This window comes from Blautia sp. HCP3S3_B11, assembly GCF_052064435.1.
Taxonomy (GTDB): domain Bacteria; phylum Bacillota; class Clostridia; order Lachnospirales; family Lachnospiraceae; genus Blautia_A.
On record NZ_JBQHVP010000006.1, the window covers coordinates 1 to 25,753 of the forward strand.

General features: G+C 43.2%; 22 protein-coding genes, 3 pseudogenes and 1 riboswitch. Of the genes and pseudogenes, 10 read left to right on the forward strand and 15 right to left on the reverse strand.

Annotated features, from left to right (window positions below; translation table 11 throughout):
• Positions 1–541 (reverse strand): formate--tetrahydrofolate ligase (locus tag ACTNC0_RS05675; protein WP_441086644.1); only part of this gene is annotated, 541 nt, incomplete at its 3' end.
• A 168-nt stretch (positions 542–709) separates the two neighbouring features.
• A riboswitch (ZMP/ZTP riboswitch) is annotated at positions 710–795 on the reverse strand.
• A gap of 435 nt (positions 796–1,230) precedes the next feature.
• On the opposite strand from ACTNC0_RS05675, the gene ACTNC0_RS05680 reads away from it, so the two are divergent.
• From ACTNC0_RS05680 to ACTNC0_RS05720, 9 genes are all read left to right on the forward strand, one after another.
• The gene (locus ACTNC0_RS05680; RefSeq protein WP_118630971.1) at positions 1,231–1,692 is read left to right on the forward strand and encodes a DUF1700 domain-containing protein; all 462 of its coding nucleotides are present in this window, start codon (positions 1,231–1,233) and stop codon (positions 1,690–1,692) included.
• 533 nt (positions 1,693–2,225) lie between these two features.
• Positions 2,226–6,956, forward strand: a complete 4,731-nt coding sequence (locus ACTNC0_RS05685) for an isopeptide-forming domain-containing fimbrial protein (protein WP_441086645.1) — start codon at positions 2,226–2,228, stop codon at positions 6,954–6,956.
• A complete protein-coding gene (gene srtB, locus ACTNC0_RS05690) occupies positions 6,953–7,855 on the forward strand; it encodes a class B sortase (protein WP_441086646.1) in 903 nt (300 codons plus the stop codon). The genes ACTNC0_RS05685 and srtB overlap by 4 nt, the downstream gene beginning before the upstream one ends.
• Before the next feature lie 119 nt (positions 7,856–7,974).
• Positions 7,975–9,063, forward strand: coding sequence for a GntR family transcriptional regulator (locus ACTNC0_RS05695; RefSeq protein WP_441086647.1), 1,089 nt, complete (start codon positions 7,975–7,977; stop codon positions 9,061–9,063).
• A 201-nt stretch (positions 9,064–9,264) separates the two neighbouring features.
• Positions 9,265–10,764, forward strand: a complete 1,500-nt coding sequence (gene araA / locus ACTNC0_RS05700) for an L-arabinose isomerase (protein WP_441086648.1) — start codon at positions 9,265–9,267, stop codon at positions 10,762–10,764.
• 207 nt (positions 10,765–10,971) lie between these two features.
• Positions 10,972–12,576 (forward strand): xylulokinase, encoded by a 1,605-nt coding sequence (locus tag ACTNC0_RS05705; protein WP_441086649.1) that lies wholly within the window; start codon positions 10,972–10,974, stop codon positions 12,574–12,576.
• 1,423 nt (positions 12,577–13,999) lie between these two features.
• On the forward strand, positions 14,000–14,182 hold the full coding sequence (locus tag ACTNC0_RS05710; protein ID WP_441033526.1) for a hypothetical protein: 183 nt from the start codon (positions 14,000–14,002) through the stop codon (positions 14,180–14,182).
• A gap of 149 nt (positions 14,183–14,331) precedes the next feature.
• Positions 14,332–14,796: a DUF3990 domain-containing protein gene (locus tag ACTNC0_RS05715; protein WP_441086650.1), complete on the forward strand. Its 465-nt coding sequence runs from the start codon at positions 14,332–14,334 to the stop codon at positions 14,794–14,796.
• A complete protein-coding gene (locus tag ACTNC0_RS05720) occupies positions 14,793–15,257 on the forward strand; it encodes a hypothetical protein (protein WP_441033531.1) in 465 nt (154 codons plus the stop codon). The genes ACTNC0_RS05715 and ACTNC0_RS05720 overlap by 4 nt, the downstream gene beginning before the upstream one ends.
• Before the next feature lie 28 nt (positions 15,258–15,285).
• Here ACTNC0_RS05720 and ACTNC0_RS05725 read toward each other — a convergent pair whose 3' ends face one another.
• From ACTNC0_RS05725 to ACTNC0_RS05770, 10 genes and pseudogenes are all read right to left on the reverse strand, one after another.
• The gene (locus tag ACTNC0_RS05725) at positions 15,286–15,939 is read right to left on the reverse strand and encodes a cytochrome c biogenesis CcdA family protein (protein ID WP_441086651.1); all 654 of its coding nucleotides are present in this window, start codon (positions 15,937–15,939) and stop codon (positions 15,286–15,288) included.
• A gap of 201 nt (positions 15,940–16,140) precedes the next feature.
• Positions 16,141–17,046 (reverse strand): thioredoxin-disulfide reductase, encoded by a 906-nt coding sequence (gene trxB, locus ACTNC0_RS05730; protein ID WP_235249370.1) that lies wholly within the window; start codon positions 17,044–17,046, stop codon positions 16,141–16,143.
• Positions 17,047–17,109: 63 nt separating this feature from the next.
• Positions 17,110–17,406 (reverse strand): annotated as a pseudogene (locus ACTNC0_RS05735) (thioredoxin family protein); the annotation flags it as partial.
• Positions 17,407–17,504: 98 nt separating this feature from the next.
• Positions 17,505–17,816 (reverse strand): hypothetical protein, encoded by a 312-nt coding sequence (locus ACTNC0_RS05740; RefSeq protein WP_235249360.1) that lies wholly within the window; start codon positions 17,814–17,816, stop codon positions 17,505–17,507.
• 5 nt (positions 17,817–17,821) lie between these two features.
• Positions 17,822–18,541, reverse strand: coding sequence for a hypothetical protein (locus ACTNC0_RS05745; RefSeq protein WP_441086652.1), 720 nt, complete (start codon positions 18,539–18,541; stop codon positions 17,822–17,824).
• Between the two features lie 88 nt (positions 18,542–18,629).
• Positions 18,630–18,719: pseudogene (locus ACTNC0_RS05750) on the reverse strand (ferritin); the annotation flags it as partial.
• A gap of 20 nt (positions 18,720–18,739) precedes the next feature.
• A complete protein-coding gene (gene rbr / locus ACTNC0_RS05755; RefSeq protein WP_441086766.1) occupies positions 18,740–19,300 on the reverse strand; it encodes a rubrerythrin in 561 nt (186 codons plus the stop codon).
• A gap of 18 nt (positions 19,301–19,318) precedes the next feature.
• Positions 19,319–19,888 (reverse strand): annotated as a pseudogene (locus ACTNC0_RS05760) (4Fe-4S binding protein); the annotation flags it as partial.
• A 2-nt stretch (positions 19,889–19,890) separates the two neighbouring features.
• Positions 19,891–20,520, reverse strand: coding sequence for a rubredoxin-like domain-containing protein (locus ACTNC0_RS05765; protein WP_235249357.1), 630 nt, complete (start codon positions 20,518–20,520; stop codon positions 19,891–19,893).
• A 70-nt stretch (positions 20,521–20,590) separates the two neighbouring features.
• A complete protein-coding gene (locus tag ACTNC0_RS05770) occupies positions 20,591–21,361 on the reverse strand; it encodes a NifB/NifX family molybdenum-iron cluster-binding protein (RefSeq protein ID WP_235254956.1) in 771 nt (256 codons plus the stop codon).
• A 135-nt stretch (positions 21,362–21,496) separates the two neighbouring features.
• On the opposite strand from ACTNC0_RS05770, the gene ACTNC0_RS05775 reads away from it, so the two are divergent.
• Positions 21,497–22,156 carry a Crp/Fnr family transcriptional regulator gene (locus tag ACTNC0_RS05775; RefSeq protein WP_441033547.1) on the forward strand — a complete coding sequence of 220 codons (660 nt, stop codon included), beginning with the start codon at positions 21,497–21,499 and terminating at the stop codon, positions 22,154–22,156.
• A 48-nt stretch (positions 22,157–22,204) separates the two neighbouring features.
• Here ACTNC0_RS05775 and ACTNC0_RS05780 read toward each other — a convergent pair whose 3' ends face one another.
• The 4 genes from ACTNC0_RS05780 to ACTNC0_RS05795 are packed head-to-tail and all read right to left on the reverse strand — an operon-like array spanning position 22,205 to position 25,310.
• Positions 22,205–23,899 carry an FAD-dependent oxidoreductase gene (locus tag ACTNC0_RS05780; protein WP_441086654.1) on the reverse strand — a complete coding sequence of 565 codons (1,695 nt, stop codon included), beginning with the start codon at positions 23,897–23,899 and terminating at the stop codon, positions 22,205–22,207.
• Between the two features lies 1 nt (position 23,900).
• Positions 23,901–24,221: a rhodanese-like domain-containing protein gene (locus ACTNC0_RS05785; protein ID WP_154433133.1), complete on the reverse strand. Its 321-nt coding sequence runs from the start codon at positions 24,219–24,221 to the stop codon at positions 23,901–23,903.
• Between the two features lie 12 nt (positions 24,222–24,233).
• Positions 24,234–24,539 carry a thioredoxin gene (gene trxA, locus ACTNC0_RS05790; RefSeq protein ID WP_118718022.1) on the reverse strand — a complete coding sequence of 102 codons (306 nt, stop codon included), beginning with the start codon at positions 24,537–24,539 and terminating at the stop codon, positions 24,234–24,236.
• Positions 24,540–24,563: 24 nt separating this feature from the next.
• The gene (locus tag ACTNC0_RS05795) at positions 24,564–25,310 is read right to left on the reverse strand and encodes an SDR family NAD(P)-dependent oxidoreductase (protein ID WP_441086655.1); all 747 of its coding nucleotides are present in this window, start codon (positions 25,308–25,310) and stop codon (positions 24,564–24,566) included.
• Positions 25,311–25,753: the final 443 nt, after the last annotated feature.

Consider the following 25,753-nt stretch of genomic DNA (forward strand, 5'->3'; position numbering starts at 1 on the left):
CGTCTACTACGTTACGAAGCTGACGGTCGTTCATATCCACACATCTTCTCCATGTGATCTTACGTGGGTCAATGTTTAATGCGTTGCCCTGGAAGATGTGGTTATCAATCATAGCTGCAAGTAAGTTGTTTGCTGCGCCGATCGCATGGAAGTCACCTGTGAAGTGAAGGTTGATATCTTCCATAGGAACAACCTGTGCATATCCGCCACCGGCTGCACCACCTTTAACACCGAATACCGGTCCTAAGGATGGCTCACGAAGAGCTACCATAACGTTCTTGCCAAGTCTCTGCATACCATCTGCAAGACCTACAGTAGTAGTAGTTTTACCTTCACCTGCAGGAGTTGGGTTGATTGCTGTAACAAGGATTAATTTTCCATCTTTCTTGTCACTTTCTTTCAGAAGATTGTAATCAATTTTTGCTTTATATTTTCCGTACTGCTCCAGATATTTGTCATCAATACCTGCCTTCTCTGCAATCTGAGTGATTGGAAGCATTTCGCACTCCTGTGCAATTTCGATGTCTGATTTGAATCCCATAATGTTTTTCTCCTTTCGTCTCCGCATAACATGAAAAACTTATGTTACTGTTCTGACCAGTAACTTATTTCATTAAAGGAAGTGTCGGACAGACTGTCTGTTTTACAGGTAAAAACAACTGTTAAGCTGTTTTTACGGGATAAAAAAAGGCCAGTATCTGAAATCTTCAAATACTGCCCAGACGGTCGGCTTCTACAAACCTCCGACTCCCCGTGGTTTGTATTCCACATTTTCCGTCAGTACTCGAAGGTTCCTTTAATTGATGAATACAATATAGCATTTTGAGAAAAAAATGTCAAGAAAATTTTTCTGAATCGTCAAAAAAAATTGAAAATCTGGATATGAATTGTGTAATTTTAATAATAAATAATGAGAGAAAAGCAGATTGATGAAAGAGATTTTCATCTGCGTGACTCTGGAATGTTAAAAAAAAGACAAGAAAAGATTAAATCTGGGAAAAATAAAGGATTTTGACACAGGAGTTCAGAAGTGAAAAAATTTAAGAGAATCAAGTAAGCCCCCTGCTTCAATTGCGAAGAGCAATGAGTTTATAAGTATTTCATAAAAATTTTATGATTATATTAGTTGTCATCCACTGAAAGTATGGTAGAATAAATACACGATATCACCTGATGTGGGTGATCAATCATATCGATATCATTGATACATTGATAAACGGAGACGCAGATATGGATAGAAAAGAATTTTTGGACATCCTCAGAGGACAGCTTGCCGGAAATATGCAGGAAGGCAAGGCTGCGGCACATGTAAGATATTATGAGGATTATATACAGTCTCAGGTACGTGGCGGACGCCCAGAGAGAGAAGTTCTTGAAGAACTGGGAGATCCGCGTCTGATAGCCAAGACATTGATTGACACAGATGATGGAAGTGCGCAGGAAGATTATGGGGAATATTCTTCGTATGGAAGCAGCTATGGAAGTAAAATGGATCCGCCTCCGCAGCCAGAGAAGAAATGGAAGAAGGTATTAGATCTTTCTACCTGGCATGGCAAGGCAATCGTTATTGTAGCCGCGGCTGTTGCTATTATTCTCCTTGTGCTGTTAATTGGAGCTGTTCTTCCATTCTTTATTATTCTGGCAATTATTCTTTATTTTCTTTCCTGGTTAAAGAAACGTAATAACCAGTAAAAATGTCGCTTATCACAGAGACAGCAATCTTTTTCAAAAAAAGTCGGTACAGGGCTCTGATAAAGATGCTTTGTACTGATCTCTCATATTTCCAATACTTAATCGAATCAAAGAAATCCCCTGTTTTAACCGAATCAAGTAAGTCCCCTGTTTCAATTGCGAATATCTGATTGTTTAAATTGAGTCTATAACAAGAAGATAATTTATCTGACTGACTTTAAAGAAAAATTGTAACTGTTCAGTACCTTCACAGTTACGAGTCAAAATCCATTAAAAATCGCCTTCGGCGATGGGATTTTGACTTGTATGTCTCGGGATTTTGGCATATTCATGCCAAAACACCTCGCGGGATAGTAGACTGCTGAATAGTTACGAAAAATTCACATATAAAATTTCTGAAAACTTATTAAATCACGTAGTTGGTTTCTATTCTCTAATCCTGCCAGGTGCAGGGAAAAATCCCACATTCATTCAAATCAGGGGCGAAATATTTTGTCCCGGCGTCATTTTTTATTTTGGAAAGGAGACAGAAAATGAAACACAATTTAAAACTGAGAGAACGCCTGGGAGCTTTGCTGCTTGCATTGCTTTTTATCGTACAGGCAGTTCTGGGGCTTTTACCTGCCTGCGTAACACAGGCGGCTTCATTGTCCATAGAAACCTGGGACAATGATAAGACGGTAGACTATAGTTATCGCTTTGATATGAAATTTCAGCCCGGAATTACCACGTATGAATCCTTTGGGTGTGATAACCTGGACAGAGAGGCTTTTTCGGACAATGGGAAAAGCGAACGTGATACGGAGTGTGTCAGAGTGTATCCGGATTATAAGGCTGGAAGTGCGGGAATGCGTTATAACAATGTAGGTAAAGATGGAAACGGAAATATTGTAGATGTCCGTCTTATCCTTATGGGAGTAGAGAATGCCGAACGACGTTATGAACTGAATACTGTGGAAACGATTGTTCAGAATAAAGAAGGGGCTACTTTTGCGTGGAAAGATAATGAATCCTATCCGCTGGTCGGATTTTCCAAAAACAGCATTGGCGTATTTATTTATTCTGTAGGGTACGCGAAAGTTAAGTTCCAGTTTCTTAAGCATGGAACGGATGAGGCTTTGCCAATCAGTGGGCATGGTACGATTCGTGATGTTGATGCGGGGCAAGGCGTAAGAATCCCTGCGGATTGCGGACTGGACAGTGCGTATGTTCTGAAAGAGAATGATTATCTGACAGTAGAAGGAAATACGGTAACTTCTCCGATTGGTGCCATAGAACCGGATGATCCGAGAGGCTGGTTGAATCTTTTTTACAATACAGATAATTTTACAGTAGAATTTTGCCATCAGCTTAGACTGGACAAGTGGGATAAGACCCGAGAAGATGGAATTAAGAAGGCGGGATCTCAGGAGAAATGGGCAGAAAACATAAGAAATAAATATCTGGATCCGTCAGGAAATACTTATTGTCCGACCTTTAAAGGACAGAAATATTGTAAGGCATATGCATATTTCGATTTTACGTCTTATTGTTTTGGCAATGTTGAGATGAAAAAAGCCCCGGAGAAACGTGTCGGAGAGAGTAATTGCAGTTGGGAACAGGCGAGTGTGGCAACAAAAGATCAGTCTTTTACTGTCAGACAGGGACAGGAATTCCAGTATATGATTCAGGCAGAAGTAACACCAAATAAACTGAAATCATTTGTAGTGGAGGATGTACTTGAGGATTGCCTTTCTATCGAAGATACTTCTAAAGTGAGCATTACAAATGATATAGGACAGGTAGTAACGGATCAGTTTGATATTAATATTGAGGGACAGAAGATAACCTGCAGTGCGAAACCGGAAAGTCTTCAGGAGGAGACTTTTACAGATAATCAGAATTATACATTTACTCTGAAAGTACGTCGGAAACCAGAATCAGAAATGAATATTTCAAAATACCTTGCAGAGGATGGATATACGATCCTTATCCCGAATCATGCTTCTATGAGCTATGAACGTACAAATGGAAGCGGAGATACCATGGATACAGAAACAGTGTGGGTAAAGAGTGTGATTTCTCCGGAACTTGAAGTAGTCAAGAATGCATCCCAATATGAATGGAAGACAGGAGACACCGTAGACTATGAAGTTTCAGTTTCCCAGACAAAGCCGGATGTACGCGCGGTCAATGTAGTCATTACGGATGAAATTCCGGCATGTCTGCAGCTTCTGGAAGGACAGTATACAGTACAGACAAGTGACGGCGCAGAAAGCTGTACACTCACCAGACAGGGAGACAATGGCTGGAAAGCAGAATGCCCATCTTTAAGATATGGAGAGATGATTACCATTCACTTTAAATGCCAGGCGCTGGAGGATTCCAATGGTCAGGAGTGGGAAAATATTGTTGCCGCGACAGCGGATAATCTGCTTAATCCTGAAACCGGAGAACAGGAATCCCGCAAGGACATGGCAGAGGTATGGATGAACAGCCCGCATCTGGAGATTGATAAAACAGCAGACAGGTATGAATGGCAGGCAGGAGAGCAGATTGCTTACCGGATCGTGGTAAATAATGTGACTGCCGGAACCATTGCAAAAGATGTGAATATTACAGATATCGGTCTGCCACAGGGACTGATTCTTGCTGATGGGGCTCAAAGTGTGGAAGTGCTGGGCGTTCAGCAGCAGATAAATTATCCTGTACCGGATAAGAAGACCGGACAGGCATATGAAGCAAGACCTGTGGAATCCCGTATGGATGCAGATGCAAATGGTTTTGCTTTTTATTGTTCATATCTGCCATACAGTCAGCCGGTTACGATTATTTTCCATTGTGTTGCACAAGAAGATGCGAATGGCCATGAAAGTGTAAATGCCGCAACGGCAAAAGCCTCCAACGCTGAAGAAAAATCAGATGATGCCGAAGTTTATGTAAATTCCGGAGAATTCTGGATTGAGAAAAATGCAGATCATTATGAATGGCAGGTGGGAGAGCTGGTACAGTATAATGTAGTGGTCGAAAATAAAAAAGAAGGCACAGTAGCCAGAAATGTAACTATCTGGGATACAGAGATGCCGGCAGGACTTGCACTGGAATCAGCAGATAATGTATCTGTCAGTGGCATTCCACAGAGCATTACACAGCATGTTGCGGGAACACCGGATATTCCAAACCAGCTGAACCCGGAATTTTATAATGAGACATCAGAGAAACCGGTCAGCTATGAATTTGTTCAGGAAGGAGCCGGATGGAGAATGAATATTTCAGATCTTCCTGCAAATGTTCCGGTTATGATTTCTTTCCTCTGTACAGTTACTGAAGATGCAAACGGTGCAGAGAGTATTAATGTTGCAAATGTACAGGCGCAGAATGCACCGGCAGCACAGGATGATGCGGAGGTATATGTAAATACGGCGGTACTTTCTATTGATAAAAGTTTCCAGAATCCGTATCTGGCCGTTGGTGACGGGCGTGCAGAAAATGAATTCCGTATTGGAGAACAGGTAAATTATCAGGTTACAGTAAACAATCTTCAAAAAGGATCGATTGCACGTAATCTTGTAATTAGTGATCTTTCTCTGCCTGAAGGACTGGCGCTGGATGAAGAAGAGGGAGCTGTTACGGTAACTGGTGTACCGGCAGCTATCCAGAATCCGGTAGCAGGAACTGATGATGCCGGAAATGAACTTAATCCGGAAAATTACAAAGAAACTGTGGAAAAACCTGTAAATTGCCAGGTTACACGTCAGGGAACCGGCTGGATAGTGACAATTTCAGATCTTCCATACCAGACACCTGTTACTGTTAATTTCCGTTGTACTGCAAAGGAAAGTGTGAACGGACAGGAAATCGTAAACACAGCACAGGCATATGCAGATAATGCACAGGCAGTAAAAGATGCTTCAAAGATCTGGGTAAATTCACCTGTATTAAAAGTAGAGAAAATAACTGACAAACCATTCTATAAATATGGAGATATCATTACATACCGTATTGCGCTGACACAGGAACAGACTGGCTGCGTAGCGCGTAATGTTACGTTGCATGATGTGATCGACACACAGGGAGTCCACCTTTTAAAGGATTCTGTGGTTCTGATGGATGAGAATGGAAATGTGACAGATGCAGATGTGCAGATTAATGATGATAATACATTCCTGCTATCAACGGGAAAAGCATTGATCAAAGATGCGAGATACAGTATTTGTGATAATGACAGAGGCGGACTTTTTGAGCAGGTAATGTATAACCCGCTGGACTGCCGGCAACAGAAAACTATGATTGTGGAATATCAGGCAGCAGTAATTGATGCCGCATTAGCAGGACAGAAAGTACATAATACTGCAGTTGCGGACAGCAATGAAAAAATACCGGCAACAGGTGAAGCGGAAACAGAGGTACATAGTCCTGTTCTGGAGATTGTCAAAGAATCAGATAAGAAAGAATATGTATCTGGTGAAAAAGGATATTATAAGCTGACAGTAAGACAGCTGCGTGAGGATGTTACGGATCAGAATATTGTTATTGAAGATGCGCTGGAAACAAAGGGCGCAACAATTGTAAAAGACAGTATTTTTGTAAAGAAAAACGGCGTAGAGCTGAAAGATATTAAGACAGAGGTAACGGAAACGGGATTTGTAATCAATACAGGTGCGACATTGTCGGATATGGATAAGATTGAAGTCTGCTATGAAGTTGTATTTGAGACAGAGAGTGCAGAGGCTGAAAAAGTTGTAAATACAGCGAAGGCAAGAGGTGATATCTCACCGGAAACCTCTGCACAGCAGGAAGTATATGTAAAAACAGCACCAAAACCGACTGAACCACCAAAGCCGACTGAGACACCGAAACCGACTGAAACGCCGAAACCGACTGAGACACCAAAACCGACTGAACCACCAAAACCAACAAAAGCGCCAGAACCGACAGACATACCGAAAGCTACACCAACACCATCTGCGCCGGGAACCTGTCCGAAGTTGACTCCGACTCCGACAAAGACACCGTCATCGGCTTATAATAATGGTAATAACAGTGGAAGTAGCAATGGAAATACCGGAAGCAGCAGTTATGGAAACTCAGGAGGATATTCCAGCGGATATGGAAGTTATCAGGGTGGTTCTATGGCAGGAAGTTCTAAGACTGGAGACACCAGACCGTTTAAGGTAATGACACTTGTCGGACTTCTTGGCCTTGGCTTGCTGGCTGGAGGCGTAATGATTTACAGAAAAACGATTTCCGGTAAAAAAAGTTTTAAAGGTACCGGACGGAAATGAGAAAGCTTAAAACGTTTGCGATAAGCATGATCATAGCGGCAATCGGACTTCTCGTATATTGTGGGGGATTCTATATAAAAAGCTATGAACAAAACCTTCAGGCCAGACAGAGCTATGAAGAAATAGCACGTATGGCCGGTTATCAGGATAAGGACAAAAAACCTTTTCAAAATGAGAAAAAGACGAAGCAGAATTGTTTAACAGAAACGAATAAGAATGTTTACAAAAAGAAAAAAAGAAAATCTTCGGACAATTTAAAACACAGTGATCGCGCAGATAAAATCAGGGAATCCTTCGGGATTTCCTGGGAAAATTTAAGAAAGATCAATTCTGAGGTGGCAGCCTGGATTACCATTCCTGGAGCTGATATTTCTTATCCTGTAGTCCAGGGGATGGATGACGAGTATTATTTAAAGCATAATTTTAAGAAAGAGGAGGACTTATTTGGCTGTATTTTCCTGGAGCATAATAACAAAAAGAATTTTATGGGTTCTCACAGTATTCTCTACGGTCATAACATAGAGGGCAATATGATGTTTGCCAATTTAAACCGCTATGAACAGACGGAATTTTTGGAAAAATGTCCGGAAATTGAAATCAAAACTCCGGAAAGAAAATTTCTATATAAAATTTTTTCCATAGAGCAGGCGGGTTCCCAAAGTGCGGCGTTTGAATATGGATATGACTTGTCGAGTCCTGCATACAAGCAGCAATTAGCAACATTGAAAGAGAATTCTATGTATGAAACCGGTATAGAGCCATACGATTCGAAACCTATGGTAACGTTGATTACCTGCAATTCGCATCTTGATAAAGAGATACGTATGGCAGTACACGGAATCTGCTATGAAATAACAGAAGAGGATTGCGAATATCCGATTGACTACATGAATAACTGAAAAAATATTTGGAAAAAAGTGATGAAAAACCTCCTGGGATTTTGTATAATTTATGCATAAAAAACAACTTGTTCGTATGTGCATACAAGTTGTATTCTAGATACAGGAGGGAAGAAGACATGACAGATAATGGAAAGCCTAAATATTTCTCACTAATGGAGCAGCTCAGGAATGATATTGTATCAGGAGCCATCCGGCCGGGAGAAAAGCTTCCTTCAGAAAATGAACTTTCGCAGAGGTATTCCATGAGCAGACATACAGTCCGTAAGGCACTGGAGATTCTGGAACAGGATGGATATGTGGAAGCGTTTCATGGAAAAGGCACTTATTGTTCTGAAAATATGCGTCATATAAAGAAATCGAAGAATATTGCAGTAGTTACCACATATATTTCCGATTATATTTTTCCAAGACTGATACAGGGAATGGATAATGTTCTTTCGGAAAGAGGTTACAGTATTATTCTGAAAAACACAGCAAACAGCAGACAGAAAGAAGCAAGATGTCTGGAAGAACTTTTGAAGAAAGACATTGACGGGCTTATCATTGAACCAAGTAAAAGTGAGATGGTATGCAAACACAGGAGTCTTTATCAGAATCTGGATAAGTTTGAAATACCGTATGTGTTTATTCAGGGAATTTATTCTGAGATGAGGGATAAACCGCATATTCTTATGGATGATGCACAGGGTGGTTATCTTGTAACCAGATATCTGCTGGAACTGGGACATAAGAAAATCAAAGGCTTTTTTAAAGCAGATGATATGCAGGGACTCGAACGACATAAAGGATATGTCCGGGCATTGCAGGAATTTGGAATTTCTTATAATCCGGATGATGTTGTGTGGTTTCACACAGAAGACAGAAAAGTGAAACCGGCACTGATGGCAAAAGAAATGGTACAGAGTGGACAGATTCCGGATGGAATTGTCTGTTATAATGATCAAATTGCTGTTCAGGTTATGGAAGAATTAGAGAAGCAGGGAATTAAAATTCCTGATGATATTTCGATAACGGGCTATGATAATTCTCTGTATGCACAGCGTGGAAATGGAATCACAACAATCGCCCATCCGCAGGAAAAACTGGGAGAAATGGCTGCAGAGCTTATTCTGGAGAAGATTAATGGAATTCCAGAGGAAGAGAGTAAAGTCGAAAGACTGATTCATCCGGAACTGATTGTCAGAGGCTCATGTAAAAAGGCATAAAAATAAATCTGTTGAGATTTCAGATATAAGAGTTTCTGAGTTAAGAAAAACTTATTTTATATAGGAAAATGATATTAAACATACAGATTTTAAAACATTAATGCTTGGTACGTTGCTGAGCACGAAGTGATCAGTAATTTTTACGGCAGCCAATGTATCTAAAATCTGAAAATAAATAAAAATCCAGGGAGGAATTTTATCATGAAGACAGGAAGAAACTATAAGTTTTGGTTTTGCACAGGTTCACAGGATCTTTACGGAGATGAATGCTTAAGAAAGGTTGCTGAGCATTCTAGAATTATCGTTGAAGAATTAAATAAAAGTGGTGTTCTTCCATTTGAATTAGTATGGAAACCAACACTGATCACAAACGAACTGATCCGTAAAACATTCAATGAAGCGAATGCAGATGAGGACTGCGCAGGTGTTATCACATGGATGCATACTTTTTCACCGGCCAAATCATGGATCCTTGGTCTGAAAGAGTATAGAAAACCTCTGTGCCATCTGCACACACAGTTTAATGAAGAAATTCCTTATGACACCATTGATATGGATTTCATGAATGAAAACCAGTCTGCACATGGTGGACGTGAATATGGCCACATTGTTTCCAGAATGGGAATTGAAAGAAAAGTTATCGTTGGACACTGGGCTGACAAAGAAGTTCAGGAAAGACTTGCTTCCTGGATGCGTACAGCAGTTGGTATCATGGAAAGCAGCCATATCCGTGTTTGCCGTGTAGCAGATAACATGAGAAACGTAGCTGTTACAGAAGGCGATAAAGTAGAAGCACAGATTAAATTCGGATGGGAAGTTGATGCTTATCCTGTAAATGAAATTGCTGATTATGTAAAAGATGTAGCAAAAGGTGATGTAGATGCATTAGTTGATGAATATTACAGCAAATATGACATCCTTCTTGAAGGCAGAGATCCGGAAGAATTTAAACGTCATGTAGCAGTTCAGGCTCAGATTGAAATTGGATTTGAGAAATTCCTGGAAGAGAAGAACTATCAGGCAATCGTTACACATTTTGGTGATCTGGGGGCCCTGCAGCAGCTTCCTGGACTTGCTATTCAGAGACTTATGGAAAAAGGTTACGGATTCGGTGCAGAAGGTGACTGGAAGACAGCTGCAATGGTTCGTCTGATGAAGATTATGACTGCCGGAATGAAAGATGCAAAGGGAACTTCCATGATGGAAGACTATACGTACAACTTTGTACCTGGAAAAGAGGGAATCCTTCAGTCTCATATGCTTGAGGTTTGCCCGTCTGTTGCTGATGGCAAGATCGGAATCAAAGTTTGCCCGCTTTCCATGGGAGACAGAGAAGATCCTGCAAGACTTGTATTTACAAGTAAGACAGGCCCAGCTATTGCAACATCTCTGATTGACCTTGGCGATCGTTTCCGTCTGATCATCAATGATGTAGAGTGCAAGAAAGTTGAGAAACCAATGCCGAAACTTCCTGTAGGAAGCGCATTCTGGACACCACAGCCGAACCTTAAGACAGGTGCAGAAGCATGGATCCTTGCAGGCGGCGCTCATCATACAGCATTCAGTTATGACCTTACAGCTGAACAGATGGGAGACTGGGCAGCAGCTATGGGTATTGAAGCTGTCTATATTGACAAAGACACAAACATCCGCGACTTCAAGAACGAGCTGAGATGGAATGAACTTGCATTCAGAAAATAATATATCCGCTTAAATAGCGGCGATAAAAGGAATACAGATAACAAGGGCTGTCATATCGGGCTGAAAATGAAATATGTCTGATATGGCAGCCCTGAAATGTAAAAAAGGTCTATTGTAAAACAGCAAGAAAAATGCGATAATGATTTAATAAGACATTTCTGGTTATTATGAATGGTAAATGACAGAGAAACAGGGAGGTACATAAAAATGGGAGTAGCAGAAGCAAAAGCAGCGATTCTCGCAAACAAAACAGCACTTGGGATTGAATTTGGTTCTACCAGAATCAAAGCGGTACTTGTAGATGACAAAAACCAGCCGATCGCATCCGGCGCACACGAGTGGGAGAACCGCTACGAAAATGGTATCTGGACATACAGTCTGGATGATATCTGGACAGGTATTCAGGACTGCTATCAGGATATGGCAAAAGATGTAAAGGCAAAATATGACGTAGAACTGGAATCTGTAGGTGCATTCGGTGTCAGCGCCATGATGCATGGCTATATGCCTTTTAACAAAGAAGGAGAACTTCTTGTACCATTCCGTACATGGAGAAACAATATTACCGGAGAAGCAAGCGAGAAACTGATGGAACTGTTTAATTATAACATTCCGCAGAGATGGAGTATTGCACATCTGTATCAGGCAATCCTTAATGGCGAAGAACATGTAAAGGACATCGATTATATTGCAACTCTGGAAGCATATGTACACTGGAAACTGACAGGAAAAAGAGTTCTGGGAATCGGTGATGCTGCCGGTATGTTCCCGATCGACACAACAAAGGCAGATTACAATCAGGAAATGGTTGATAAATTTGATGAACTGGTAGCTCCTTATGGATTCTCATGGAAGCTTCGCGACATTATGCCGAAAGCACTTGTTGCAGGTGAGGATGCTGGCGTTCTTACTGAAGAAGGTGCGAAACTTCTCGATGTAACAGGTAAATTAAAAGCAGGAATCCCGATGTGTCCTCCGGAAGGTGATGCAGGAACAGGTATGGTTGCTACAAACAGTGTCGCAGTACGTACAGGTAATGTTTCCGCAGGAACTTCTGTATTTGCCATGATCGTTCTGGAGAAAGAACTTTCCAGACCATATAAAGAAATTGATATGGTTACCACTCCGTCAGGACATCTGGTAGCTATGGCACATTCCAATAACTGTACTTCTGACCTGAATGCATGGGTAAATGTATTTAAGGAATTTGCAGAAGCTATGGGTATGGAAGTAGATATGAATAAGCTCTTCGGAACTCTTTATAATAAAGCACTGGAAGGTGATCCGGACTGTGGCGGTCTTCTTTCCTACTGTTATTTCTCAGGTGAGCATATGACAGGATTCGAAGAAGGACGTCCGTTATTTGTCCGTTCTCCTGAGAGCAAATTTAACCTTGCAAACTTTATGAGAACAAATCTGTATACATGCCTTGGCGCTATGAGAGTAGGTCTGAACCTTCTGTTTGAGCAAGAGAATGTAAAAGTAGATCGTCTTCTTGGACATGGTGGATTATTTAAGACCAAAGGTGTCGGACAGCAGATTCTTGCAGATGCAGTAAATGCACCGGTATCTGTAATGGCTACTGCAGGTGAAGGCGGAGCATGGGGAATTGCCCTTCTTGCTTCTTATCTTGTAAACAAGGAAGAGGGAGAAACTCTGGAAGCATTCCTTGACAATAAAGTATTTGCAGATCAGGAAAGCAGCACACTGGATCCGAAACCAGAAGGAGTAGCCGGATTCAATGCATTTATGGACAGCTATATGAAGGGTCTTTCTATTGAAAAGGCAGCAGTAGACTCCAAAATCTGGTAATGTTTCAAGGTGACTTCTATCTATGTATTGACAAAAATGTTGCGTAAAAAGTCCGCCACATTTTTTGCCACATATTGTAGCACTTAAAGAAAAATTGTAAAATATCCTTATCAACTCATACGGGGAGAAACGCAATGATTTTTAGAAATGTAAAAAAATGCAATCGTTCGCTGGCGCGTATGAAATGAGAGGAAAAAGAGAAATATAAAAGAATAAGGCAGCATCGCATAGAATAAGGCTTGCGATGCTGTTTTTTGTATTTTTTATGCTTTTTATGAGTGTTTTTTGGGATGAAAATATGCTTTTGGGTAAAATTTGGGTACAAATTATAAATATTACAAAAGTATTAACAAAATTCGGATTAATAAAATCCGGAAACCTGCATAAATACTAAAGGAAAGCCCCAGTAGGGGAGCTACCGGGTGTTTCGAGGGGAGTATAAATAATTAAATAAGGGGTTGGTTCGGCAACTGTATGAAGAAAAACAAAGAGGTCTGAAAAGCCCATAAATCAAGGAAAAACGGAGCATATTGTTTGAAATGGAATAAAACGGTTTACAGTGTGTGGTGTCAAAATGGTGTCAAAGTGGTGTCGGAAATCCATGGTAATGGGAGAGAAAGGACTTATTTTTTTATTTGTTTTTACTTTACGTGAATGCTATACTGTATTCAATAGATAACTTTTATTATGATTGTCAATGGAAGGGATGTGGGCGATTTGATATATCTGTATACGGAGAAGCAAGATTCAGATGAATGGATTTTGAAGAATGATTTGTATTTTAATGGCAAGGAAATAGTTACCGGAAAAAATGGATATGAAAAATGGTGGAGCAGAGAATATAAAAGGAGAGTGGAAGATGATATATCATAAAATTGAGTTTCAGGCATAGCCATTTGAATATTTTCTCGAATTTACCAACCGTATTACGCTTGTGAGAGGTGACGGTGCCACGGGAAAAACTTATCTGTATCAGATGCTGGAGGATGTAAGACAACTGAAACAGTACAGTGCGATAAAGCTATTCAACTATAAAAGTGAAGAATTTCATAAAAGTCTGGAAGCTTGACATTGATGAGTTCCTTGCGAGAAAGGGGATAGATGTGTATACTGATGCTGGAAGATAACGAGCCGATAGAAAAGATAGTGAAATATACGGATTACTCTGTTGATAAGATTAAAAAGATAGCAGAGTCAATGGGAAAAAGAATAGTATTATAATAAGAACAGTGGGATATTCTTGAAACAGATATTGGGGTGTGATAAGATAAGAATAAAAGAATTACAGTTCGGGAAAAGAGTATAATATTGAAGTCCAGCGTTCTTATAAAGGAGCAGATGCGAAACGGTCCAGATATAACTAATGATGTGATGGGAAAGGGGATGCCTGTTTATCATATTAAGCGTGTAGTTGAAGAAACAGGTGAATAATTTGGTTATGTGCAAAGCCATGGAAGACATGAGGAATGAAACAATAAAAGAAACCAGTGTGGCGTCTGCGAAAAGGATGCTAAAGGATGGGTTTCTGTCACTGGAGAAGATTGCAGAATACACAGGATTCTCTTTTGAGGAAGTACGGGAGCTTTCACGAAAAGAATTCGCTTGAGGGTCTCATATAAATGCAGAAAGTATTACGGGGCAGAGATTTTTCTCTGCCTTTATCAATGAAGCAATAAAAGGTAATACTAGATAATGGAACAGGAATATGCCTGATGGAAAGTGTTGACATAAGGAAAAGACAACAGGAGATGTTTTATGGCAAAAATGACAGTATATCATGGAGGTTACAAGCCGGTAAAAGAGCCGGAGATTCGTGCCGGAAGAAATACGAAAGATTTTGGTACCGGATTTTACTGTACTATAATAAAAGAACAGGCACAAAGATGGTCGAAACGGTATAATACAAAGATTGTTTCTGTTTATGAAGTCAAACTTGATCCGAAGTTAAATATAAAAGAATTCCGGGAAATGACGGATGAGTGGCTTGATTTTATTATTGCCTGCAGGAGTGGAGAAAGTCACGATTATGACATTGTGATAGGAGCAATGGCAGATGATCAGATTTATAATTATATTGCAGATTATATGGATGGAGTAATTACAAGGGAGCAGTTTTGGGTATTGGCGAAGTTTAAATATCCTACACATCAGATTGCGTTTTGTACAAGTCAGGCCTTAAAGAGCCTGACCTATAGAGGATATGAAGAGGTGAAAGAATGACAAATCAGATTGGAAGAGAAAATCAAAAGGATAACGACCTGTTTTTTACCTGCAGTTTGATTGATTATATTGCCAGAAAAACAAAAAATACCCGAACAGACGTTGTTAATAAGCTGGGTAAAAAAAGACTGCAGAAAATATATGATCTGGCGGATGTTTACCACTGTGATAATATTGACAGAGTAAGTGATGACTTCATAGAGGATGCAGAAATCATAAATGGGACGTTTGATAATGTCGGAGAGTGCAGGTATGCAATCCCATCCCATTGGGACATAGGAAAGGTATATAAAAGACTGATTAAACAGGTGGCGCAGGGGGAAAAACTCAGCATCATTGATGCTTTGATAAAAGTATATAATTCTTTTATCAGCCAGAAAATTGATGATTACAACAGCAGTGTGTACTATGAAAATCCTTCATATATTTATGAGAGTTACAGGGAAAATGAAATGCTGTAAGCTTTGATCTGCCATAATTTAACCCTGTTCATATGGTGCTATGTCCCAGCGTTCCTGCTGCCATCAGGATACCCACCAATATCAGGAAACAGCCGCTGACAGTATTGATGATCCGGTAGTGTTTTTTAATCCAGTTGAAGGCTGACTTCAAATAGTCGATCAGAATAGCACTGAGAAGAAAAGGAATGCCAAGTCCCAACGAATAGCAAAGCAGCATCAGCATACCTTTAATTACATGACCCTGCTGAGAGGCCAGCATCAAGGCAGAACCGAGGAATGCGCCCACACAAGGTGTCCAGCCCAAGGAAAATATTATGCCAAAGAGCATAGCGGGGAAGAACCCCATCTCACGACTGTTTAATGTTTTACTGCCGCCTCTGAACAAATTCATTTTGAAAATGCCCAGAAAATTGAGGCCAAAAAGAATTACTATCAATCCGGAAATTAAATTCACTGCACCTTTGTATTCTCGCAGGAAGCTGCCAATGGTGCCTGCCAAAGTGCCCATTGCCACAAAGATTACAGTAAACCCACTAACAAATCCCAACGCTCCCAACAAGGTCTTTTTTATGCTGCGTTCTCCACCACCTGCAAAATAGGAGATATAGATGGGCAGCATGGGAAGCAGGCAGGGTGATATGAAGGTGATAATGCCCTCCAGGAAAGCTACTGCGTATTGCATGAACCGCTGCACCCCTTTCCGAAAATACCGGACAACAGCCAGCCGATAAAGCCCATATAGGCCATCGTGATGAACGGGTTAGAAGTCAGCGGACAAGCTCCAGTGGGGCATCCCACAAAGTAGTAATATGCAAGGCCAACTAATGCGCCGCCTGCGGTAAAAAGAACTGGCTTCAGCCATTTTTTAATTTTTTCTTTTATCTCACATTCCTCCTGCTAAATATTCCTCTGCATAGTGAACAGCAGTTGCCCCATCGGCTACAGCAGTTACGACCTGCCGTAATGCCTTTGTGCGGACATCCCCAACGGCGAACACACCGGGGATGTTGGTGCGGGTACTCTCATCTGCAATAATGTATCCAGCCGGATCAATCTCAATCTGATCTTTCATCAATTCGGTGGAAGGCTTTCTTCCCACGCTTACAAATACACCATCGCAAGCAAGGGTACTTTCTTCTCCAGTTTTCACGTTCCTAATCTGGATACCGGTCAGCTTTTCGTTATGGAGCAGAGCTATAATCTCACTGTCCCAGAGAAATTCTACATTTTCTGTTTTCATCAAAGGTTCATGGTAGATCTTTGTTGCTTTTAGGGTGCCTCTGCGGTGGACGACGATGACTTTTTTGCAGATACGGGAGAGAATCAGCGCATCCGCCGCAGCGGTATTGCCACCTCCTGCGATGACAACCGTTTTGTTCCGATAGAACATTCCGTCACAGGCTGCACAGTAATGGACACCTTTACCGATTAACGCCTGTTCCCCATCAACACCCAGCTCTCTGGGACCGGCTCCTGTAGCCAATACGATGGATTTTGCGTACATAGCGCCTTCGCTGGTCACAGCTTTCTTTACAGAACCTGACAGTTCCAGAGACAGCACCTCAGTCAGCTTGGTTTCCACACCAAACCGCTCCGTTCCTCGCTTCATTTTTTCTCCCAGGGAGAAACCGTCGATGCCATCCTCGAAGCCGGGATAGTTGTCGATTTGCTCGGTCAGAGCCATCTGCCCACCGGCAGACAGCTTTTCTAAAACCACGGTGTCCATTCCTGCTCTTGCAGCATAAAGGGCTGCGGTATACCCGCCGGGACCGCCACCTACAACGATCATGTCATAGATATGCTGCGCATTATTTACTTCCTGAGTCCGGTGCTGTAAGGTTTCCTCAATAAAAGCCACCAGCTGCGCTCTGGATTCCGGAGCGACGATAGAGCCAAGAGTCTGTCCGCTGTGATAGATTAGCAGAGTAGGGACAACTTCAATAGCCTCGGTCTCAGCCAATTCCGGTTCATCATCAATGTTGACAGCAGTGAATACCAGCGTATCCTTATATTCCTCAGCAACGCTTTCCAATGCTGGAGCCAGACGGCGGCAATATACGCACCAAGGGGCTGAAAACTCCACCAGAACAGTCTTTCCGCTATGCACCATTTCTTCAAATTGATTTCTATTAATATTGATAACTGCCATATTGCCAGCTCCTTTCCTTTGCTTGATTATAGTATAGCCAATCTAAAATAACATTTCGGTGATGAGATCACATAAAATAGTGCGACATTGCTGCAGCACTAAACTTTTTCGTTATTAAGTAACTCGAGGATATGTTCACTGGAACGGATGATTTGAGACTGCTTATCTTTTATGGATGTTTTTTTTGCCTCCTCCAGCGAGAGAGAAGCATATAAATGAACCGTGTATGCTTCCTGCCTGAGAGAATCGTTATACTGTTCAGCTGAAAGATATTGTTTCTCAAGAATACTAATTTTATTTTGGAGATCACCAATCTGCTGTTGAAGCGACATCACTTTTTTCTTTTGAATATAGAGGAAAGAAGTAAGAAGAAGTAGTAGTAATATGATTGATAGGATAATAATAATCATTCTTATTACTTTCCCTCCTTTATCAAAAGATAAGCCTTAACTGCATTACGGAGACTTTTTGGTAGAACAGGCATGGACAAGATGATCAACTTACCTGCATTCTTTTCTATCGTTATTTCTGATTCCGGTTGATTGGACAGAAGAATTACGGGTGTTCTTTTATCCGCCCGCCATGGCTGATCCGGCTGTTTTGTCAGAGCCTCTGTAACAACCCAAAGCATAGGCTTTTTCTTTCCAAGCTTTTTTCTTGCAGCTTCCGGGGTTTCAAATACAAGGATATGTTTGGATAACTTCTGCAGCACCAGTCTCAGTCCGTTCCCATAGGCTGAATCACTGCACATAATGGCAATCGTGGCATTTGATTGCTCATCTTGTGATACCTTTATAAAATCAAGAACTGGCGTATTATAAAGGTTGAAATCTTTTTCTGTATGTACTGCTTCATAATAAGCTCTGGCCGCTTGGCACATTCTTCGGCAAAACTGTTCAATATCGATACGGATGTCCGTAAGACTATTGTCAGAACCAATTCTATCCAGTTGACAAACTGAGGTTCCGCAATTCACGCCCAGGTGAAAACGAATCGAAGAATTGTCCTCAGTATTTGCAAAGCCTTTGTTCTGGTGTAGGTATTCACAGCGAAGCTGCCAGCATCCATCCTCAATGTTCAGTTCTACTTCCTCTATGCGATGTAAAAAGGTAAAGCTGGCATTATCTTGAATCATAGGCATCCTCCTGTAAAAAACCGCCTGCCGGGAAACCGACAGGCGGCATGCTGCCTTTTATACTTCCATCATCTATAGGCTATAGTGATTAAAGAACCAAAGAAGGAGCAGAGTAAATTCGTGCTGCCAATTCCTGATTGAGCATATACAAGCTCTTGGGATCGGAGCCAAAGAGTTCAATTTTGGAAATCAAATTATTTAGTAATTTTCCGCGCGCACTTCGAAGAATGCCTGAGGATGCTTGCAGACAGGGCAGATCTCAGGAGCCTTGGTTCCTACTACGATATGTCCGCAGTTACGGCACTCCCAGATGGTAACGCCGCTCTTCTCAAACACCTGCATGGCCTCCACGTTGCTCAAAAGCTTGCGGTAGCGCTCCTCGTGCATCTTCTCAATGGCAGCTACGCCACGGAACTGTTCAGCCAGATCATGGAATCCCTCCTCATCAGCTTCACGAGCCATGCGGTCATACATATCCGTCCACTCGGCGTTCTCACCTTCAGCAGCATGGAGCAGGTTCTCGGCAGTATCGCCCAGCTCGCCCAGAGCTTTGAACCACAACTTGGCGTGCTCCATCTCGTTCTGTGCAGTATGCAGGAACAGAGCAGCAATCTGCTCGTAACCGGCTTTCTTGGCTACTGAAGCAAAGTAAGTATATTTGTTGCGTGCCTGAGATTCACCAGCAAAGGCTTCCCACAGATTTTTCTCGGTTTTGGTGCCTGCATAGGGATTCTTTGCAGGAGCCGCAGCATCCTCAATCTTCACAAACTTGTTGGCAGGCTGCTTGCAGACAGGGCACTTAAAATCAGGTGTCATAGGGCCTTCGTGAATGTAACCGCAGACTGTGCATTTCCATTTTTCCATTTTCTTTTCCTCCATTTTTTCATTGAATTGAATGTTTTTTAACAGAGATTCCACAGCATCCACAGGAATGCCGGGATACGTTTTAATACTTTCCAGAAACGATCTGGTGTTGCTGCTCTGAGGCAGCATAAAGCCGGCTTCTCTGCACAGATCCTCAGCCATCAGGCGAGAGGATTTTTCCACAGCGACGCTCAAGACATCAGGAAGCTGCGAAGCAATGTTCTCTGCATTGGCTTTGCTTTGAACTAAGCCACGAAGTGCTTCGACAACTTTTTCTTCTTTCGGCTGCTGCGGCGGCAGTTCTTTTGGAACCATAGAGATTGCAGAGGATGGACAGGCTTCGGCACAGGCACCGCAGCCGATACACTTTTCAGGATCAATGATGCTGTTCTCTGTATCAGTCGCTCCGGTTGGGCAGACATAGAGGCAAAGGCAATCCTTGGTACACAAGCGAAGATTTCTTACTGCATATTTTTCAGCCATAGTTATGCCCTCCCTTCCATTTTTTCAAATTTCCAACTGGGAACCTTACACACTGGACATAGCTCCGGAGCTATGTCACCAACATAGACAAAACCACAGACCGTGCAAACCCAGACACCGGTGTTTTCCAACATCTTGTCTCCCTCAGATTCATATCGAGTCAGCAGAGATTGGAGCATTCGGGTAACCTTTTCACTCCACACCTGACAGCGCAGACCACCCCGATCAGGCTTTTCACCGGCTATAGCATTGCCATAGGGATACCCTACAGACAAATCCTTGTCAATGAGTTCCAGCAGCTTGGCTGTGCTGGCCTCCTCGACGGGCGCAGCCTTGCTTCTGAAGAACTCTGCCAGTTTTCTGAAATCATCTGCCTGCTGGGGCAGATACTGCTTTTCGCAGCCACGGGCCAGATTGGAGCAGATGATGCTCATTTCCATGGGAGAGAGTTCCTTGTCCACATGGGGCTTTTCAAGGACCTCCTGGGACGCTGTTTTTTCTTCTTTGGGTTTGAAAGCGTCTTTGCCTGCTTTACAGACAGGACACTTCCAATCGGCAGGTAGGTCTTCCCACTTGCCACCGACAGCTTCATCGTGAATATATCCACAAATGCCGCAAACATATTGTTTCATAGGTTTTACCGCCTCCTTTATCTATATTTTATCAAATCACGACACATATTCCGTGACTTAATCACCTATTTCAGTCGCAGGAGTGATGGCCGCAGCCGTGGGAACCGCAAGAGTGACCTTCCCCATGGTGGTCGTGATGATCACACCGGACATTGGGGTTGAAGTCCAGCTCGCCTGCTGCCAGTGCTTCTGCTGCTGCATCAGCGTTGCCGGAAACACCACCATAAAGCCGGATACCCACATCGCTCAGTGCCATCTGGGCACCGCCGCCAATACCGCCGCAGATCAGGGCATCCACCTTCAGTGCACTCAGGACTCCTGCCAGTGCACCATGTCCGCTGCCGCCAGCATCCACAACCTCAGACGAAATGATTTTTCCATCTTCCACATCGTAGATTTTAAACTGTTCGGTGTGACCGAAGTGCTGAAAGATTTCTCCGTTTTCATAAGTGACTGCAATTCTCATAATATTATCTCCTTTCGGTTTTTCGTGCATCGGATGGATTTTTTGCTGATAGCAATTTTTGCACCCGTAGGCTGCGCTGTTTCCGCTGCAGAGTGTAAAATCCCCTCCCTCGATTCGCAGAGGAAGTCCCTCAACCAGCGCATCGGCCAGTTTTTTGCGGGCAGCTGCATAAATCTGCTGAACCGTTGTTCTGGCAATACGCATATATTCTCCGCATTGCTCCTGAGAAAAACCTTCACGGTCAATCAGGCGAATGGATTCATACTCATCCACATTCAGGACAATGGGAGTCAGTTCCTCGCCGCCACGAACCGGAACAAAACCATCATTATCCGGCAAACAACAAACTTTTCTGCATTTTCTCGGTCTTGGCATAGATTCACCTCCATATTATTTGCGGCATATGCCATTTATACGACCATTGTACATCTCCTTTTCCTATATGTCAACGGAATTATTGACATATGCCATAATTTATTTTATACTATGTGTATTCAAGGAGGTGTACCCATGGATTTTTCATCCTATTTTCCAATTTGGAACAAACTGACACCGACCCAGCAGCAGATTTTGGAGCGAAATGCAGTTTTACGAAAAGTGGACAAAGGGACTGTGATTCACAACGGAACTGTGGAGTGTACCGGTCTTCTGCTGGTAAGAAGCGGACAGCTTCGTGCCTATATTCTTTCCGATGAAGGACGGGAGATTAGCCTCTATCGTTTGTTTGATCGGGATATTTGCCTGTTTTCCGCCTCCTGTATGATGAACAGCATTCAGTTTGAGATCACCATTGAGGCGCAGAAGGATACCACGATGTGGGTTATTTCTGCTGACACTTATCAGCGCATTATGAAAGAGTCTGCTGTGGTAGCTAATTTTACCAACGAAATTATGGCTACCCGTTTTTCTGAGGTTATTTGGCTCATGGAGCAGATCATGTGGAAAAGCTTTGATAAAAGGCTGGCAGAATTTCTGCTGGAGGAATGCAGCTTAGAGGAAACAAACATCCTCAAGATTACCCATGAAACCATTGCGGGCCACATGGGCACCGCCCGTGAGGTAGTTACCCGAATGCTTCGCTATTTCCAGAACGAGGGTATGGTCAGGCTGACTCGTGGAACAGTGGAGGTTACAGACAAAATCAGACTGGAACAATTGCAAAATGATTAAGCAAAAAGGACATCTGCTTGCTATTAGTTGCAAGCAGATGTCCTGATTTTATGCTCGATCCATTCCGCAGGCCGTAGCCGATTCAATGAGACAGCGATCATTGGTCACAGCATCATAGAAACGGAAGCCGCCGGAGAAGTTATAGCAGTCAAAGCCGTTTCCGGCCAGGATACGACAGGCAATGTAGCTGCGCAGACCGCTCTGACAGATGACGTAGACAGGCTTACGCTTGTCCAGCTCACCCAGCCGTTCCCGCAGCTCGTCCACCGGGATGTTAAAGAAGCCGTCAATGTGTCCGTGTGCGAATTCTTCCACAGTGCGGGTGTCCAACAGAGTTACGCTTCCGTCACGAGGAAGACGATCTGCATCTTCCAGATGCCATTGTTTCAGAACACCGTTTGCGATATTCTCAACCATAAAGCCAGCCATATTTACCGGGTCTTTCGCAGAGGAATAAGGCGGTGCGTAGGCCAGATCCAGATCCTTCAGTTCCGTGGCTTTCATTCCTGCCCGGATAGCGGTGGCCAGCACATCAATGCGCTTATCCACACCTTCATAGCCTACGATCTGCGCACCCAGCAGGCGATAAGTCGCCTTTTCAAAGACCACCTTCATTGTCATGACTTTCCCGCCGGGGTAGTAACCTGCATGGCTCATGGGCGACAGGATAACCGTATCAACATCCAGCCCTGTTTTTCTGGCGTTGGTCTCATTTACGCCGGTAGTAGCGGCAGTCATGCCGAAGATCTTGATGACACTGCTGCCTTGGGAGCCGGTATAATGGCTGTCTCCGCCACAGATGTTGTCCGCAGCGATTCGTCCCTGTTTATTGGCAGGGCCAGCCAAAGAGATCAGAGCATCCTGCCTGGTGACGAAGTGCTTCACCTGCACCGCATCGCCCACGGCATAGATGTCGGAAATGGAGGTTTCCATTCGGTCATTGACCACAATACTTCCTTTAATGCCCAGTTCCAACCCGGCATCCTTTGCAAGGGTGGTTTCGGGAGAAACACCAATGGCCAGGATTACCATATCCGCATGGAGAGGCTGTTCGTCTTTCAGCAGCACATCCACGCCGCCGTCCCTTTCCTCAAACCCTTCTACGGTATGACCAAGTGCCAGCTTTACACCGTGCTTGCGCATTTCATTATGGATGAAAGAAGCCATATCGGCATCAAAGGGATTCATAAGCTGTTTTGGACGCTGGACAATGGTGACATCCATCCCCAGCTCTCGCAGGTTTTCTGCCAGCTCCAATCCAATGAAGCCACCACCTGCCAGTACAGCGGATTTGGGATGGTTTGCATTGATGTAATCCTTGATGCAGAAGGTATCTTCAACAGTGCGCAGGGTAAACAGCTTATCAAGACCTACACCGGGAAGCCGGGGCTGGGTAGGCTTGGCTCCGGGAGAGAGAATCAGCTTGTCATAGCTCTCCTCAAACTCCTCACCGGTTTCCAGATTTTTCACGGAAACGGTTTTTTCTTCAGGATGAATCGCTGTGACCTCATGGCGCACCTTCATGTTCACACGGAACCGGGAGAAGAAGCTTTCCGGGGTCTGGAGGGTCAGATCCGACCGATCGGTAATCACATCACCGATATAGTATGGCAGACCACAGTTGGCATAGGAGATATACCCCGAGCGCTCAAAAACTACGATTTCTGCCTGCTCATTCAGTCTGCGAATACGGGCGGCAGCGGTAGCACCGCCTGCCACACCGCCTACAATGACAACTTTCATATTATCGTTCCACCTTTCCTGCATAAGCGGAAATTCCGCCTATGTTTTTCACGTTGGTATAACCCAGCTGCTGCAAAACAGCAGCTGCCTGGCGGCTTCTTGCACCACTGAGACAGTGTACAAAGATGGGGGTAGCTTTATTGTCAATCATGCCAGCCACTTTGTCAATGGACTGCAAAGGAACATTTTTACTGCCGGGGATATGCCCCTGCCGGTATTCGTCGGGGGTGCGAACATCCAGCAGGACTGCGCCATCCGTAGTGCTATATTCTTTGACACCCTGATTGATGTCAGGGCCTTTCAGGAAATCGAAGAATCTCATCTTTGCACCTCCTTACAGCATGGCGAGAATCTGAGCCTTAGGTCTGGCACCGGTGACTTGATTGACAATCTTTCCGTTCTTCATAACCACCAGAGTGGGTATGCTCATCACACCGAACTGCATAGCCAGTTCCTGTTCCTCATCCACATTAATTTTAACAACCTTGATATCGGAGCGCTCCTTGGCAATCTCCTCTACCAGAGGAACTACCATGCGGCAAGGACCACACCAGGGAGCCCAGAAATCCATCAGGACGGGCTTGTCCGAGTTCAAAACCTCTTGATTGAAATTGTTTTTATTAACACTGATAGCAGACATATTTAAGTCCTCCTGTTTTCTTTTTTATGTTCTTGCCATTCCGTCTACACTGAGCACAACACCTGTGATATAGGATGCTTCGTCAGATGCCAGGAACACAAATGCATTGGCAATATCCTCCGGCTGACCCAGGCGGCGCAGAGGGATCTGCTTGATGAGCGGATCAATTACTTCCTTGGGAACAGCTTTCATCATATCGGTCAGGGTAATACCGGGAGCGACCGCATTCACTCGAATCCCCTTCGGACCCAATTCCCGGGCCAGGGAAACCGTCAGGCCATTGACAGCGAATTTGGATGCGGGATAAGCAAAGCCACTGGGCTGGCCGTAAATGCTGACCATTGAGGAGGTGGAGAGAATAACACCTTGACCTTTTGCAATCATGCACTCACTGGCGGCTCTTGTGGCATTGAACACGCCTTTTACATTCAGATCCATAACCTTATCAAAGGTTTCCTCCGTATATTCGGTAAAGGGAGTGCTTTCGGATACACCGGCATTGTTCACCAGAATATCAATGCAACCGTATTTTGAGGCAGCCTCCCGGAACGCAGTGCGGACAGACTCTAAGCTGGACAGATTGGGACTGATTCCCGCAACTGTTGCATCAGGGTACTTTTCTTTCAGCTGCGCAACCGCTTTGTCAGCAGAACCTTGTGAGCTTGCGGTCAGGATTACCGTAGCACCTTCCTTCAAAAATTTGTCTGCGGTGGCGTAGCCAATGCCACGGCTGCCTCCGGTGATGATTGCAACTTTATCTTTCAGTCTCATAAGAATACCTCCTTGTGTTTTGTATTTGTAGTATAACCTGTTTCGGAGGTGCTCTCCGTGATAAAATCACATTTTTCCAAGAAGGAATGATAGAAAAATCATGCCCGTGCATAAATAAAAAGTCAAAGTCACGCTCCGATTAAAAATGATACCAAGGAGATACTCACGAACTTTATCACCAAGCTGGAGGATTTGACCGGAGAACAACAGTAATAAGTTGGGTGATACCGGCAAGAATCAGATCAGCATGCAGAGTCTTCTCATTTTGGGTTCGGCGTCCTGCAAGACAGAGATTGTCTTTGATGTGGTTGATATCCCTTATCGATATGTGTTTCTAATAGAGAAAGAAAAGCAGGTTTGTCATTTTCAAATTTTTCATGGCAATCTGAAAAAATATCTGCCAAAGAAAGCTGTTTATATGGTATCATAAGTATCAGAATAAC

Excerpts from the sequence above, each read along its gene's own strand:
- ACTNC0_RS05720 (WP_441033531.1), top strand. The coding sequence starts at position 14,793 with ATGACAAATCAGATTGGAAGAGAAAATCAAAAGGATAACGACCTGTTT.
- araA (WP_441086648.1), top strand. The coding sequence starts at position 9,265 with ATGAAGACAGGAAGAAACTATAAGTTTTGGTTTTGCACAGGTTCACAG.
- ACTNC0_RS05770 (WP_235254956.1), bottom strand. The coding sequence starts at position 21,361 with ATGCCAAGACCGAGAAAATGCAGAAAAGTTTGTTGTTTGCCGGATAAT.
- ACTNC0_RS05685 (WP_441086645.1), top strand. The coding sequence starts at position 2,226 with ATGAAACACAATTTAAAACTGAGAGAACGCCTGGGAGCTTTGCTGCTT.
- ACTNC0_RS05795 (WP_441086655.1), bottom strand. The coding sequence starts at position 25,310 with ATGAGACTGAAAGATAAAGTTGCAATCATCACCGGAGGCAGCCGTGGC.
- ACTNC0_RS05765 (WP_235249357.1), bottom strand. The coding sequence starts at position 20,520 with ATGAAACAATATGTTTGCGGCATTTGTGGATATATTCACGATGAAGCT.
- trxB (WP_235249370.1), bottom strand. The coding sequence starts at position 17,046 with ATGATCGTTGTAGGTGGCGGTCCCGGCGGGTATACCGCAGCCCTTTAT.
- ACTNC0_RS05725 (WP_441086651.1), bottom strand. The coding sequence starts at position 15,939 with ATGCAATACGCAGTAGCTTTCCTGGAGGGCATTATCACCTTCATATCA.
- ACTNC0_RS05775 (WP_441033547.1), top strand. The coding sequence starts at position 21,497 with ATGGATTTTTCATCCTATTTTCCAATTTGGAACAAACTGACACCGACC.
- trxA (WP_118718022.1), bottom strand. The coding sequence starts at position 24,539 with ATGTCTGCTATCAGTGTTAATAAAAACAATTTCAATCAAGAGGTTTTG.
- ACTNC0_RS05745 (WP_441086652.1), bottom strand. The coding sequence starts at position 18,541 with ATGATTCAAGATAATGCCAGCTTTACCTTTTTACATCGCATAGAGGAA.
- ACTNC0_RS05705 (WP_441086649.1), top strand. The coding sequence starts at position 10,972 with ATGGGAGTAGCAGAAGCAAAAGCAGCGATTCTCGCAAACAAAACAGCA.
- srtB (WP_441086646.1), top strand. The coding sequence starts at position 6,953 with ATGAGAAAGCTTAAAACGTTTGCGATAAGCATGATCATAGCGGCAATC.
- ACTNC0_RS05785 (WP_154433133.1), bottom strand. The coding sequence starts at position 24,221 with ATGAGATTCTTCGATTTCCTGAAAGGCCCTGACATCAATCAGGGTGTC.
- ACTNC0_RS05695 (WP_441086647.1), top strand. The coding sequence starts at position 7,975 with ATGACAGATAATGGAAAGCCTAAATATTTCTCACTAATGGAGCAGCTC.
- ACTNC0_RS05740 (WP_235249360.1), bottom strand. The coding sequence starts at position 17,816 with ATGATTATTATTATCCTATCAATCATATTACTACTACTTCTTCTTACT.
- ACTNC0_RS05680 (WP_118630971.1), top strand. The coding sequence starts at position 1,231 with ATGGATAGAAAAGAATTTTTGGACATCCTCAGAGGACAGCTTGCCGGA.
- ACTNC0_RS05780 (WP_441086654.1), bottom strand. The coding sequence starts at position 23,899 with ATGAAAGTTGTCATTGTAGGCGGTGTGGCAGGCGGTGCTACCGCTGCC.
- ACTNC0_RS05715 (WP_441086650.1), top strand. The coding sequence starts at position 14,332 with ATGGCAAAAATGACAGTATATCATGGAGGTTACAAGCCGGTAAAAGAG.